Annotated in this window: 14 protein-coding genes; 5 read left to right on the top strand and 9 right to left on the bottom strand. The window is 55.8% G+C overall.

All coding sequences use genetic code 11. From position 1 onward, the window contains the following. Positions 1–149: 149 nt before the first annotated feature. Together E0E37_RS07330 and E0E37_RS07325 are read right to left on the bottom strand one after the other, a co-directional pair. Positions 150–578, bottom strand: coding sequence for a phage tail terminator family protein (locus E0E37_RS07330; RefSeq protein ID WP_130862396.1), 429 nt, complete (start codon positions 576–578; stop codon positions 150–152). A 416-nt stretch (positions 579–994) separates the two neighbouring features. Next, positions 995–1,432 carry a hypothetical protein gene (locus E0E37_RS07325; RefSeq protein WP_130862395.1) on the bottom strand — a complete coding sequence of 146 codons (438 nt, stop codon included), beginning with the start codon at positions 1,430–1,432 and terminating at the stop codon, positions 995–997. A 270-nt stretch (positions 1,433–1,702) separates the two neighbouring features. Between E0E37_RS07325 and E0E37_RS07320 the strand changes: the two genes are divergently transcribed. Continuing rightward, positions 1,703–2,077 (top strand): helix-turn-helix domain-containing protein, encoded by a 375-nt coding sequence (locus E0E37_RS07320; RefSeq protein WP_165445262.1) that lies wholly within the window; start codon positions 1,703–1,705, stop codon positions 2,075–2,077. A gap of 17 nt (positions 2,078–2,094) precedes the next feature. Further along, positions 2,095–2,391: a hypothetical protein gene (locus tag E0E37_RS07315; RefSeq protein WP_130862393.1), complete on the top strand. Its 297-nt coding sequence runs from the start codon at positions 2,095–2,097 to the stop codon at positions 2,389–2,391. Between the two features lie 21 nt (positions 2,392–2,412). On the opposite strand, the gene E0E37_RS07310 is transcribed toward E0E37_RS07315, so the two are convergent. Continuing rightward, positions 2,413–3,255 (bottom strand): hypothetical protein, encoded by an 843-nt coding sequence (locus E0E37_RS07310; protein WP_130862392.1) that lies wholly within the window; start codon positions 3,253–3,255, stop codon positions 2,413–2,415. Then, positions 3,245–3,490 carry a helix-turn-helix transcriptional regulator gene (locus tag E0E37_RS07305; RefSeq protein ID WP_165445261.1) on the bottom strand — a complete coding sequence of 82 codons (246 nt, stop codon included), beginning with the start codon at positions 3,488–3,490 and terminating at the stop codon, positions 3,245–3,247. Before E0E37_RS07305 ends, E0E37_RS07310 begins: the two co-directional genes overlap by 11 nt. Positions 3,491–4,004: 514 nt before the next feature. On the opposite strand from E0E37_RS07305, the gene E0E37_RS07300 reads away from it, so the two are divergent. Beyond that, positions 4,005–5,249 (top strand): ComEC/Rec2 family competence protein, encoded by a 1,245-nt coding sequence (locus tag E0E37_RS07300; protein WP_165445260.1) that lies wholly within the window; start codon positions 4,005–4,007, stop codon positions 5,247–5,249. 126 nt (positions 5,250–5,375) lie between these two features. Here E0E37_RS07300 and E0E37_RS07295 read toward each other — a convergent pair whose 3' ends face one another. Further along, complete coding sequence (locus E0E37_RS07295; protein ID WP_130862389.1) at positions 5,376–6,848, bottom strand: aminopeptidase; 1,473 nt, start codon at positions 6,846–6,848, stop codon at positions 5,376–5,378. Between the two features lie 414 nt (positions 6,849–7,262). Here E0E37_RS07295 and E0E37_RS07290 point away from each other — a divergent pair, with 414 nt between their 5' ends. Continuing rightward, the gene (locus E0E37_RS07290) at positions 7,263–7,463 is read left to right on the top strand and encodes a DUF3006 domain-containing protein (protein WP_130862388.1); all 201 of its coding nucleotides are present in this window, start codon (positions 7,263–7,265) and stop codon (positions 7,461–7,463) included. 67 nt (positions 7,464–7,530) lie between these two features. Here E0E37_RS07290 and E0E37_RS07285 read toward each other — a convergent pair whose 3' ends face one another. The 4 genes from E0E37_RS07285 to E0E37_RS07270 are packed head-to-tail and all read right to left on the bottom strand — an operon-like array spanning position 7,531 to position 12,179. Beyond that, entirely contained in the window at positions 7,531–8,796 is a 1,266-nt protein-coding gene (locus E0E37_RS07285; protein WP_165445259.1) for a TolC family protein, read from the bottom strand. Then, positions 8,793–10,037, bottom strand: coding sequence for an ABC transporter permease (locus tag E0E37_RS07280; protein ID WP_130862386.1), 1,245 nt, complete (start codon positions 10,035–10,037; stop codon positions 8,793–8,795). The genes E0E37_RS07285 and E0E37_RS07280 overlap by 4 nt, the downstream gene beginning before the upstream one ends. Then, positions 10,034–11,209, bottom strand: coding sequence for an ABC transporter permease (locus tag E0E37_RS07275; RefSeq protein ID WP_130862385.1), 1,176 nt, complete (start codon positions 11,207–11,209; stop codon positions 10,034–10,036). The genes E0E37_RS07280 and E0E37_RS07275 overlap by 4 nt, the downstream gene beginning before the upstream one ends. Position 11,210: 1 nt before the next feature. Then, positions 11,211–12,179 (bottom strand): HlyD family secretion protein, encoded by a 969-nt coding sequence (locus E0E37_RS07270; RefSeq protein WP_165445258.1) that lies wholly within the window; start codon positions 12,177–12,179, stop codon positions 11,211–11,213. A 303-nt stretch (positions 12,180–12,482) separates the two neighbouring features. Between E0E37_RS07270 and E0E37_RS07265 the strand changes: the two genes are divergently transcribed. After that, positions 12,483–13,070: a TetR/AcrR family transcriptional regulator gene (locus E0E37_RS07265; protein ID WP_130862383.1), complete on the top strand. Its 588-nt coding sequence runs from the start codon at positions 12,483–12,485 to the stop codon at positions 13,068–13,070. Positions 13,071–13,073 lie beyond the last annotated feature (3 nt).

Genomic DNA, 13,073 nt, shown 5'->3' with positions numbered 1-13,073 from the left:
ATCCAGTGTCGCATGCGCAGTACCGCAGTCCGCCGCGCTCCCTGCCCGATCCTGCCTTCCAGCCAGATCGCAGGCCCTGAAGCAGACTGCGGCTGCCTGAAGCCCCAGCGGGCCGGCCGGGCGGTCTGCGGACCGCGCAAAGCTATGATTTACCGCGCGACGCCGGTTTCCATGGCTAAGCTCTCCATGGCTTCCTGCGGCGCGGGCTCATCCTGTAGATATAAATCGTAGCGCACGTAAAAATGCTGCACGCCCTCCCCTTTCTCACAGCTCATCTCAGAAGCCGCCAGCGCCATGCCCTCAACATCCAGCGTTTCCAGCGCGGCGTACAGCTTATCCGCCGCCGCATCCGCCTCACGGTGAAACGTGTCCCCGCTCTCCGGGATGAAACGGACATCGAAAAACTGGCTGTTGACTGATTTCCTTCCTCTCCGCCCGCTCTGAGACGACTTCAGCAGAGACACAAAAAAACAGGGGCCGGCGGCTCCCTGCTGCGGCTGTTCCGTAAATACGGCGCAGCTCTCCCCAAAAGCATCCCGCAGTCTGGCGGAGATGCTTTCAATGATCGTATCTGTCATACCTCTTCCTTCCAAATAAACCGGCGCCTGCCGGGCGCCGCGCCGATCCCTCAGCCGGGCTTTCTCACTTCTATATCCCCGGGAAATACGGCCGCGGCCCCGCCGCCGGCGCTTCCAATGCTGTAAAAGCACCTGCGTCAGTTCCGCCTTCTCGCTGCAGCTGTCCGCGGAATGGCAGATAAAAAAGACCGGCGTCTCCGCCGATCTTCCTTTGCTTTCGGCAACCGAGAACGTTCGACGCGTTCCGGCGTCCTCGTCTCTTTTACCTGATACCACTATACCACTGAAATACCCCTTTGTCTTCTCAGGTATTTATCATTTTCGCTCTGGCCCGTCGAAATGGGGCCAACCCCCGTTGATTCCTGAACAGCCGGCCGGCCGCGGCTTTCCCCGCCCGGATTCCGGCTGCACTGACTTCAGCCGAAGAGCAGTTTCTTAAAACGCTTCAGCGCCGCGTCTTTTTTGCGATAGATGGTGGCGGGCTCCCGCTCAAAGGATTCGCATAGCAGGTCCACCGCGTCCTGTTTCTTCATTCCCCGTTTAAAGAAAACATCCAGCACCTCCCGCTCGTCATCATTGAGGTGGCTCCAGGCCATATCGTAGATCTTTCGTTCTCTGTCCAGATCCTCGATCCGGCTCCTGACCGCTTCTCTGCGCATGGCCAGATTAGCTACCATATCAGAGATCTTATTATCGTGTACCCTGTCGTTTTCGCAGGAAACTCCCCTCAGTCCCCCCGCCTCTTCCATCTCCTCAAACTGCTCCCAGAGGGAAGCCAGGGCGGCCAGATTATCCTCCCTGCTGCGTATCATCTCCTCGGCTATCTGGTTGTAATTGATATATCTCTCAAACATCTCGACTCCTCCTTTTGCCCAATGACCGGCAAGTCTGTCTGTGCGGCCTGATCGAGACCACTGGCAGCAGCCGCCGCGTTCTTTCTGGTATCTCCGATCCCATTTGCGGCACTCCGGGGCCAGAAAAGTTCCGCAAACGGGATTCTATATTCTTATTTTAATCCCGTCTGCGGGTATTGTCAATATGTTAATCCCGTCTGCGGAACTTTTTTCTTTTCTTTTCGTTCCGTTTATGGTATGCTTACGGCAGAGAGGAAAGGAGTGACCCCTATGACCGCGCAAAGAATCAAAGATATCATGAAACAAAAAAAAATGGGCAACAAAGCCCTGGCCGAATCCTCCGGCGTCCCCCTGGGGACGCTGAACAAAATTCTGTATGGCGAGACGACTAACCCTTCGCTGGACACCATGAGAGCGATCGCCTCTGTTCTGGAGTGTTCGCTGGACGAATTTATCGACGATCTCTCCGACGGCGCCGGAACGGCCGGCGAGCGGGACGACCTGACAGAGTATCTGGATGAACTTCACAAACGTCCCGAATTGAAAACGCTGTTTTCCGTAGCCAAAAATGCTTCCAGGGAGGATGTGGAGAAGGCCGTAAAAATTATCGAAATGTTTTCAAATAACAATTCCGACGATATATAGCCGGAATGAGTGGTACAATGCAGAAAACGATGAAAACAGGCGGCATCGGGCATTGCCTGAGATTCCGCATTGTACGGGGATGGAGCATTATGGACGCAGTGATCATTAGAAAAGTCGATTTTCTGCCGCTCAGCATCAAAGGTATGACAGTATTGGACACAAACGGCGACTACAACATTTATCTCAACGCAAAACTCGCCCACGACGAGCAGGTGAGGGCTTTCCGCCACGAGCTGGAGCATATCCGTCAGGGACATTTTTATTCGGCCTCCGAGGTGGCCTCGCTGGAACGGAGCGCCGATCAGGGGACGTGATCGGCGCTCTATTCTGCGTTCTCACTGCGCCTGACTTCCCAGAAGTCGTACTTTATCCAAAAGGTCAATGCCGCACTGACATACCTCATAAAGCTGATCCAGCTTCGATTTTAACTGTACGATCTTGCGCTGCGCTTCTTCCAGCTCCGCACGATCGTTGAAATCCAATCCGTTTCGGTCCACAATACTGCGAATGCACTCTTCCATCTGCCCGAACCGCATCTGCAGAGAGTTTTCCGGCGATCCCGACGCCCCCGTCTCCGGAGCCTCACTGGTTTTTTCCGCCGGGCTCCAGTACGCCTTATAATAGAACAGCCGGCTCTCTTTGTTAAACACGATGGAATCGATTTCGTCCACTGCCCGAAGTTCCAGTTCACCCTGTTTCTGCCTGTCCAGCAGCTCATTGACCAGCGAGACAAAATTCCCGGTCTCCTCCTCCCTGATGGAAAAGGTCTTGTCCTCGTTCTCCCGAAAACCCTTTTCTTTCAGGGATTTCCGCAGTTCACGATACAGCGCGCTGTAGTTTGCTCCGCGCCGGCCGCCGTATTCGCTCACCTGCAGGGCTCCTTCAAAATACTGCAGATAGCAGATGCGCTCCGTTCCATCCGCCAGAGAGGCCCGCTCCGAAAAAAGATGAACATTTTTAAGCCCGTCCTTCGCCTGGGTCAGAGAACACTTCCCGCGGATCTCTTTAAGCTGGACCGACACATGGCGGGGAATACTCACCGAATTGGTGACGATGCGGGTGGAATCCTGGCTGTCGTCCGGCAGCGGCGTGGTTCCTCTGTAGACCACGGGGTTTTCAGGGTCCAGTCCTTCTCTGGAGACAGCTCCCCGGTGGGCGAACACGATCTTACCGTTCATATTCTTCCTCCTTATCTGCCAAAGCCCGATCGTCTTCCGCTTCGTCTGACTCAAACAGGTCTTCGATGGACACGTCAAATATACCTGAAAGTTTCAGAAGCAATTCCCACATATCGTTCATGAGGCCGCCGTTCTGATAGCGCTGCAAAGTCCTGACGCTTATACCCAGCATGTCTGACAGCTGGACCTCCGTCAAACCTTTTTGGGTCCGGTATTTCCTTATTTTATTTTTCAAGTTTTCCCTCCTCATCACCGGCTATCATTCGTATAAGTCCCATATTGCAGTGCATAGAAATATGCCTTTCCTCTGTCAGGAACAAAATCCATCCCGTATGTCTGCAAGTTCCGGCCATCTTTGGCCTGCGGAAGACCTTGGGGCGCAAAAGCACCGACGTTTTAATAACTCTTCTGCGGCTATTATACCGCATAGGCCTGTTCAGCAAAAGCGCCAATATTGTCATTGCCCCTCCAAAGGCCCTTTTAGAGCATGTCAAAGCGCCTGAATGCCATGATCTTTTCCCGTCAAACCACGTGCAAGCCCCACGCTGACACAGCGCTTTGACCTCTAAAAACTTCCGCAGAAATCAGTTGTTTTACTTTTTCCCTCCGGTCTTTCTGTGATATAGTAAAGGGCGGTGCCTTCCGTTTGCAGGGACACAACGCAGCCGGCGCAAATAAAGTCTGCGCCGTTCCGACATCTGCGCCCTGCCCGACGAAGGCAAGAACGAATGAAACAGGGGGACGATCGCATGATGAAAAACACAAAGGGAAAACAACGCATAAAGAGGAAACATCAGATCCGAGATCACAGCCTGTGTCTCTGGCTCGCACTGCTGTTGTTTGTGGCGGGCAGCGCCGCGGGCTGTTCCTCAGGCCCGCCTGACGCCGCGGAGGTATCCGCCCCGGCCGGCGCCGTGGATGGAGACGGGTCTCCATCCGGTTCCGGACCTGCGGTCTTGGATGCGGACGAAACGCTGACAGTCAGCTATATCGACGTGGGCCAGGGCGACTCCGCTTTTGTGCGCCTGCCCGACGGCAAGACCCTGCTCATCGACGGCGGCGAGGCGGAATACGGACAGACTGTCATCGACTGCCTGGAAGCCGCCGGGGCGGAACGGATCGACTATCTGGTTGCCACCCACCCTCACAGCGACCACATCGGGGGACTGCCGGCGGTGATCGGCCGCTTTGAGATCGGCGCTGTGTTCATGCCCAAAGCGCAGAGCAATACGAAGATATTTGAGAAGCTTCTCGTCTCCATACAGGACCGCGGCGTGAAGATCAACACGGCAAGATCCGGCGTCAGGCTGTTTCCCGACGCATCCTTCAGCGGCGGCATGCTCCGTGCGGAATTTGTCGCCCCCTGCGGGGATTCCTATTCCGACCTCAATAACTACTCTGCCGTACTGCGGCTTGCCTACGGCGATACGGCTTTTCTCTTCACGGGCGACGCCGAAAGTATCTCTGAAAAAGAAATGCTTTCCGCTCACAGCAGTGAGGAGCTGCGGTCCAATGTGCTCAAAGTTGGCCACCACGGCAGCGGATATTCCAGCACCGAGACTTTTCTCAAAGCCGTCTCTCCCCAGTATGCAGTCATCTCCTGCGGTGCGGGAAACAAGTACGGCCATCCGGAAAGCTCCGCCCTGGACCGCCTGAGCGACACAGGTGCGGCCGTACTGCGGACGGACCAGCTGGGTACCATCCTGATGTCCAGCGACGGCAAAACGGTGACTGTGGATAAGAAATCCGCTCCGCAGCAGGAAAACGCTCCTCCGGCTTCGGCGGAAGGAGCCGATCCCTCCCATGGCGGCGCAGACGTTCCCCCTTCATCCGGCGCTTCAGCCCACAGTGATATGACCGTTTACGTGACGGGATCCGGCGGCAAGTATCATCGGGACGGCTGTCAGTACCTGAGCAAGAGCAAGATCGCCATCTCTTTGGATGAGGCCAGGGCCGGTTATGAGCCATGCTCGAAGTGCGACCCTCCCCGGTAAACGCCCAGCCTGATGAACTGTTTTCCAAAAGGATATGACTATCCATTATCCTGCTATTGGGAAGATCCGGACATTAAAATCGGGACCGCAGCGGCAGCGCCGCCCCGGTCCCGATTTCTTTTGCCTTTATTTATGCGCCGATTCTTTCCAGAACGCGCCGTAAGCCCGGTAAGCCATGTAAATATCAAACTTGCCGGCCACCTCATAGGGGGCGTGCATGGACAGCACAGGAACGCCGCAGTCCAGAACCTCCATCCCCTTGTTCGCCAGAATATAGGCGATGGTCCCGCCGCCGCCTTCGTCCACCTTGCCCATTTCAGCCGACTGGCAGCAGACGCTGTTTCTGTTGAATACGCCCCGCACAAACCCCAGAAACTCCGCGTTCGCATCCGATGCTCCCGATTTTCCCCGAGCGCCGGTGTACTTATTGATGCAGATCCCCGCCCCAATATAGGCGGAATTTTTCTTCTCCATGACCGCCGGGTAGTTTGGGTCAAAGGCCGCCGTCACGTCTGCCGACAGGCAGGCGGACCTGACCAGAAGCCTCTGCAGCGCATAAGGATTTACAATACCGCTCTTCTCCAGCAGATCCATGAGGAACAGCTCAAAGACCTGGGACTCCATTCCCGTATTGCCCATGCTGCCCACTTCCTCTTTATCGGAGAGAATGCAGACGGCGGTCTTTTCCGGCTGCGCCAGCTCCAGCAGCGCTCTCACGCCGGGATACGCGCACACCTTATCATCCTGCCCGTAACCTGCCACCATGCTCTCGTCAAAGCCCAGCGATCTGGCTTTGAATGCAGGCACCACTTCGATCTCAGCGCTGGCAAAGTCCTCCTCGCAGATTCCGTATTTCTTTTTCAGCAGCTTCATAACGCCGTCCTTAACGCCGCCTTTCCCGCCTTCTCCCGGACAGCTCCCGGCATCCTCTTTACAGTCTTCTCCGTCTTCCCTGCCGGTCTCCTTCTTGTCTGCAGACGCGGGGAGAGATCCCACCAGCACGTTCAGATCTTCTCCGGCAATGCCTGAGGCAAGCGTTTTCTTTCCCTGCTGCGCTCCCAGATGGGGCAGCAGATCCGTGATGGTAAAGATCGGGTCGTCTTCCCCTTCGCCGATATTGACCGTCACCGTCTCCCCCGTGTCTTTCACGATCACGCCGTGAAGAGCCAGAGGAATGGCCGTCCACTGATATTTTTTGATCCCCCCGTAATAATGAGTCTTGAAAAGGGCCAATTCCCCATCCTCGTACAGCGGGATCTGCTTCAGATCCAGACGGGGCGAGTCGATGTGCGCGCCTACGATCCGGGCGCCCTCTGTCAGCGGCTCCGTGCCCATGACTGCCAGAAACATACTCTTACCCCTGTTTACCGAATAGACCTTGTCTCCCGGCGCCAGCGCGCTCACCGTATCCAGGTTCCGGAACCCGGCCTTCTCCGCCATCTCCCGGACGGCGTTTACCGCCTCGCGCTCCGTCTTCGCCCTGTTCAGGAAATCCATATATTCCCCTGCAAAGGACTGCACCTCCGCCTGTTCCTGATCCGACAGAGCGCTCCAACCCCCGTGTTTCTTCTCGTTCATGGTCTTTTCTTCGATCCCCATATTTATCGCATTCTCCTTTCGCACGATCCCGTCTCATGACCGGCCCCAGGCCGTCATGGCATCATCCGCCCACGGCCTCCGCCGTCCACAGAATCTATAATAGCCGCTCTGCGGCTATTATACCATAAACACTAAGCTCTGTCTTCGCCTTCGGCTTGCCAATCGCTAAGTGTTCTGGGCACCTGTCATACCGCCGCTCTGCCTTCGCCTTCGGCTTGTCGATCGCGGGGTATGAACATTGTACCACAAAACACCCATTTAAAAATGGGAGCGTCCGACTTTCTTGACAGCTGTGTCCCCTGCGGCTATGATAAAGTCGTAAAGTATGCGCCCAGGCCGCTTTCAGCCGGCCTGCCATGGGCCTGCGGTCTCGTGGGCTGAAGGTGAGAAGAAGTCACAGAAAAAGGAGCTTATATGAATTATACCATCGATCGTTTTGAAGGAGATTTTGCAGTGATCGAATTGGAAGACGGCGCCCACGCGGACATGCCCCGGGCCCTCATACCCCCTGAAGCAAAGGAGGGGGACGCGCTGACGATCACTGTGAACGTATCGCTCACAGAAGAGCGGCGAAAAAGGATCGGCAGGCTGATGGACGATCTCTTTGCAGATTAGTTCTGCCCCATATGCCGTCGATCCTTCCCCCTAACGCAGGATGCCCAGGGGGAAGGATCGGTCTCCCTTACAGCGGCAGCCGCGTGGTCCCCACGCTTACCGCGTAATTATAATCGTAAACTGCCAGGTCGTAATTCGTGACGGCAGCCGCCACGCCTAAACTGGCTCTGTAAGCCGTTACCTGCATGGCCTGGACCTCAGACAGCGTCCCCATTCCCGCTTCGTAGGACAGTCTGGTCAGGCGATAGCCTTCTTCGGCGTATTCCCTGGTGGCCCGCGCCGACTGCACCGCCGCCTTCAGATCGTCCAGCTCCGACGACCGGTTGCGGATATCGATCTCGATCTGACTGGGGGCGTCCTTTGCCGTCTTCTCCGCATTCATATAGGTCACTTTCTGATTCAGATATGTGGACGAATTGGATGGATATTGATAGGTCAGGCTGTCCAGCAGGATCCCGTGCACATCCCTGGCAAAATTGGCGCCGCTGATCTCGTTGCGGTTTTCCTGAGCGGATCTTACCGCCTCATCTACTGTAATGGCCGGACCGCTGACTTCAGTCAGCTCATCGGTAAATACCACTTCCTGTTTGACCGGATAGCCCAGCAGATAGTTGAATCCCATTTTCGCGTTCTCCAACTTTGTCTCTGCCGCCGCCAGATCGCTCTTGGCCGTCTCCAGGGAGGCCTGCGCCGATAGCACGTCTTTCTTTGCCACCATTCCCACATTGAACTGGGCCTGGGTGTCCTTCAGAATATCCTGCTGCGCTTTCAGATTATCCTGGGCGATCTTCAGATTATCCCTGGCTAAAAGCACGCCGTAGTACACCTGCACGGTATTGTATTCGATCTGATTCATCTCCGCCTGATAGTTGCTGTCCACATGCTCTTTGGCAAAATCCCGGCGCAGCTCCGTGATCTTGCGGTTGACCTGAGTGGCCCCGCCCGACTGGGCTTCCGCGCTGCCGCTCCAGTACGCCGCGTTCAGCTTTGCCACCATGGCCGCCGCTTCCGGCTGCGGCAGCTGTGAATACATTTTTGCTGCGGAGGACAGCGCGTCAAGACCGTCCAATGTTTTCTTTATTGTATTTACCGTTTCCGAATATCCCTCCGCTATGGCTTTGTCTGACTGCCGGTTGATCTCTGCGGTCTCCGCAGCGGTCCCCGTGGTCTGCATGATCTGCACCGCTTCCTTCAATGAAAGCCGAATCGGGGCGCCTGCCGCATCGGCGGTGGAGTCCGCCTGCGTGTTTGCTCCCGAGTCGGCAAAAGCAAAGGGAGTGGATGTCAATATTATGAAAGCCGCCAGCGCGGCGCTGAATGCTCTTTTCTTCATTTTGTACCTACCTTTCCAAAACGCCCTGTACCCGTCAGGCCTGTTTCTTCGCCGGCATCTTCCTGGGCATGGCCTGCGTTTCTGCGCAGAAACATGATCTTTCTGCGGTAAAACAGCAGCGAGACCGGCAGCCAGACAGCCGCGAAGATCAGCACGCCTCTGAGATACGGCGCGATCTGATCCATGCCCGCGCCTTTCATACATACGTCCCTGAGGGGATTGATAAAGTAATACAGGGGCCAGATCGCTTTGACCACCGGCGCAAAGCCAGGCGCCATCATAAATTCCGGCCACACATAACCCGAGGTGAGAAACGTGGGCAGGGACAGGAACATGCTGAACTGTACGCAGTGCGTCTCCTCGTCAAAGAACGCCGTCATGAGCAGCGCCATGGCCGTCACCGACAGCAGAAATCCGGCGGCCATTGCCAGAAGCTCCGGCAGCGCTCCCCGCAGCGGATAGCCAAAGAATCTGTGTCCCGCCATCAGGCAGCACAGGAAGGCCATGATGCTCAGGGCCGCGGTGCGCAGGATCGCCCCGCCTACGCCTGAGACCGCGTGGCTGCCCTGACCGGCCTGCGCTCCGGACCCATCCCGGTCAGGATACGCCGCCAGCCTGCGTTTTTGCTCCATCAGTTTAGAGATCAGACTGCTCAGATACGTCTGCTGGATCAGGATCCCCAGAATACCCGCAAAGATATAACGGAAATATCCCAGCTGCGGATCATAGAGCATGCGGTCCGTAAAGGACAGCGTGGTCAGATACTGTTCGGCGGTGTAGGGCACCACGTTCCCGCCCTCCAGAATATTCGCCTGAATGCCGATATTCAGCGTCGTCACTACGGTGCTGGCATAGGCGTACAGATTATTTCCGATCACCAGATTCGAACCGTCTATGAGCACCAGAAGGCCCGGTGATCCTTTGGCCTGCACATCCTTTCCAAAGTCCTGGGGGATCACGATGCCGCCCTTGACCTTGCCTGACAGGATCAGATCCCTCAGCTGGGATTCTGTGTCGACTCTGTCAGTCACCGCCATACCACTGCTGTGGTCAAAACTATCCACCACCAGATCGGAATTAGCGGAATGGTCCATATCCAGCACGGCAATGGGGACCTCTTCCACGTAAACGTTGCTGTAAACATAGCCGAACAGGAACGTAAACAGGATCGGCAGCGCAAGCACCACCAGTACATCCTTTATACGTATGAGAAAATCACGCATGGAACTGTCCATCGTCATCCCGCTTCACCCCCTGTCTGAGGGCGGAGATCCGCCGGCGTCCCTCTGCGTTTCGTCAGCTTCCGGGCGGCCAGAACCGCTGTGAGGACCAGAAGCAGCACGCCTGTGATCTTCAGCAGAGCGGCAAAGTCGGGAATAAAGTACGAAAATCCGATCTTGGCTAGGCACAGCCTGCGGATGCCGTCGCCGTAATATGACAGGGGAAAGATCTTTCCCAGCGCCTGCAGAGGTTCCGGCATGGCCATGAGGGGAAATGTATACCCGCCCAGTATACTGGTGGGAAGCACAAGCACGCAGGTCAGCTGCGTGGCAAATACCTTATCCGGAATGATCTGCCCCATAACATATCCAAAGGCCGTGGTGGACAGTGCAAAGAGATAGGTAAATACCAGCCCCGCCGCCGGACTGCCGTTGTAGGGCATGTCAAAGAAGGCATACTGGATGCTTAAGCACAGGATAAGGCTGACAGCGCCCAGAAATCCCCAGACCAGAATCTTCAGCACTGACGTTCCCAGATCCTGCAGGATGCTGTCTCCGAAATACGGCCTCATCTCCATGGACTTGACCAGTCCCATAATGGCGAAGCCAACCTGCATCAGCGCGGCCAGCATGCCCGGCAGCAGGAAATTCCGGTAGTTCTTCGCTGGATTGAACAGCGTCCGATAAGTGGCGTCGATGGGCATGATCTGATTCATGGCCTGGGACTCCACTTCGCTGAGCTTTCCTTCGTATATATTTTTCATATAGCCTGCTTTCACGGTGATCAGGATCTCCGACATGGCCGCCTTTGCAGAGCTGGCCACAGTCATCTGCGTGCCGTCGTACAGCACCTCGATCTTGGGAGCATGACCGGAAAGCATATCTGCGGAGAGGCCTTGGGGAATGATGACAGCCGTCATGGCCGTCCCGCGGGCCAGCATTTCTTCCGCTTCCGCGTCCGTGCGCGCGTAAGCCGACACGGTGAATACTTCACTGTCGTCGATGTATTCCACCAGCGTGCGGCTGAAATCCGAATTATCATAGTCGGCTACGACCGTGGGGATCAGCTGGATTTTGTTGTAGCCCATTTCGTAGCCGAAGGCAAAGCCCGCAATGGTGGGGATGACGAAAAAAATGAGAAAAGTCATCAAGAGCTTCGCGTACCCCTGCCTGAAACGATGCAGCGCTTCCATGCTACTCCTGCCCGTCTATCGGTCCGAAATCCACCACCACGGTCATACCGGCGTAAGTATCTACGTCCAGATCATCCAGCTCGACCTTGACCGCATAGGAAAGCACGTCAAACTCGCCGTTGTTGTTAGTCGCCCTCTTAGTGGCGAAATCCGGCTGCTGACTGATTTTTATTACGGTGCCCGTAAACTCCCGGTCGGCGTAGGCCGGCATCGTCACTTTTACCGAAGCCCCCTCCTTCACCAGGGAAAGCTCCGTTTCCTTCACATTGACCTCCACGTAAGGCCGGTCATTTCCCCGCAGCGCAGCCAGGGGCATACCTGTGGAGACCAGCTCGCCCACCTCTACATTGACAGCGGTGATGGTCCCGTCCTTAGGCGCCTTGATCCGGCAGTCCTCCAGATAGGAATTGACCTCGGCCACAGCGCCCTGAGCCTGAGTCACCAGCGCCTGAGCCGCCGCTTTGTCCTCGCTTCTCGCGCCCTCTACCGCCATATTGTAAGTTTCCTTGGCAGCCGTATACTGGGCGTAGGTCTGATCGTAAGTATTACCGGACACCGCGCCCTGATCATAGAGCTCCTTTACCCGGTTGTAAGTCTTCTCCGCGTAGTCGTAGGCAGCCTTGGCCTGCGCCACCTCCTGGGAGCGGGCTCCGTTCTGCGCCATGGCAGCCTGAGCCTGGGCCGCCTGAAGCGCGCCCTCCGCCTGGATCTTTTTCGCTTCGATGTCCGTGCTCTTGATGGTCATAATGACGTCTCCGGCCTTGACCTGATCGCCTTCCTCCACCAACACCTGCTCAATGTTGCCGGCGATCTTGGTGTTCAGATTCACTTCCTCCAATTTAAGCGAACCCTGTACCAGCAGATTGCTCTCCTCTTCTCCCGTGGCCTGGGACACCAGTCCGAAAATCAGGCACACTACAACAAGAGCCGCCACCACGATGGCGGACGTCGCCTTTGTCGACACCTTCATGTTCATCCACTCCTTTGCTGTTTATTTTACATTCCCTTTGCTTTTTGACCCCGCCGGCAGTCCCTCTGCGCCGGCTGTTCTGCAGTCCTCTTCTATTTTCAGATATATGATATTCGCGGGAGGGCCGAAAGGAAATAGATACCTGACGTCATGTGTCTGGTTTTTTGACACGAAGCTGAAAATGTCTAATTTTTTTCACCGGAACGTTCAGTCGCGCCAGGCTTTGTGATATACTTTTATAAACCGTCAACGCGGAATTTCCGCGGCTGGGATGGGGACATTACTGGAAAGGAATCGTATTTTATGGCCCAATCGATCACCTCAGAGATCACGAAGACGCGCATGTGCGACGCGCTGAAAAAGAAGATGGCTCAGAAGCCTCTGAATAAGATCACCGTGAAAGAAATTGCGGCGGACTGCGGTCTGAACCGTCAGACGTTTTACTATCATTTTCAGGATATCTACGATATGGTGGAATGGATGTTTGAGCAGGAGGCCATCGAGATGCTGCGGGAGACGGTGAGCATCCACACCTGGCAGGAAGCCTGCCTGCGGCTGTTCCGCTATATAGAAAAAAATCAGGACGTCTGCCTGTGCGCGCTGAACTCCATGGCAGGCTCGCATCTGCAGAACTTTCTGTACCATAGTCTGGAAGGTCTGGTCCGCGACGTGGTAAATCAGGCGGCGGAAAATCTTGACACGGCGGAGAAGTACCGGAGTTTTCTCACTCACTACTACACGATCACCTTCACGGGCATATTGGTGGGATGGCTGAGGGGCGACATGCCGGGAACGCCGGATGAGATCATCGAGATGCTTTCCATCGCCATATCGGACAATATACGCGGCGCCACGGAACGCTTTGCAGAACAGGGCGAAGTCCGGCCGTAGGCG

Source organism: Bacilliculturomica massiliensis (assembly GCF_900605495.1).
Lineage (GTDB): Bacteria > Bacillota > Clostridia > Peptostreptococcales > Anaerovoracaceae > Bacilliculturomica > Bacilliculturomica massiliensis.
Note: the sequence above shows the minus strand (reverse complement) of the source record. Positions and strands in the feature narration are given on the sequence as shown.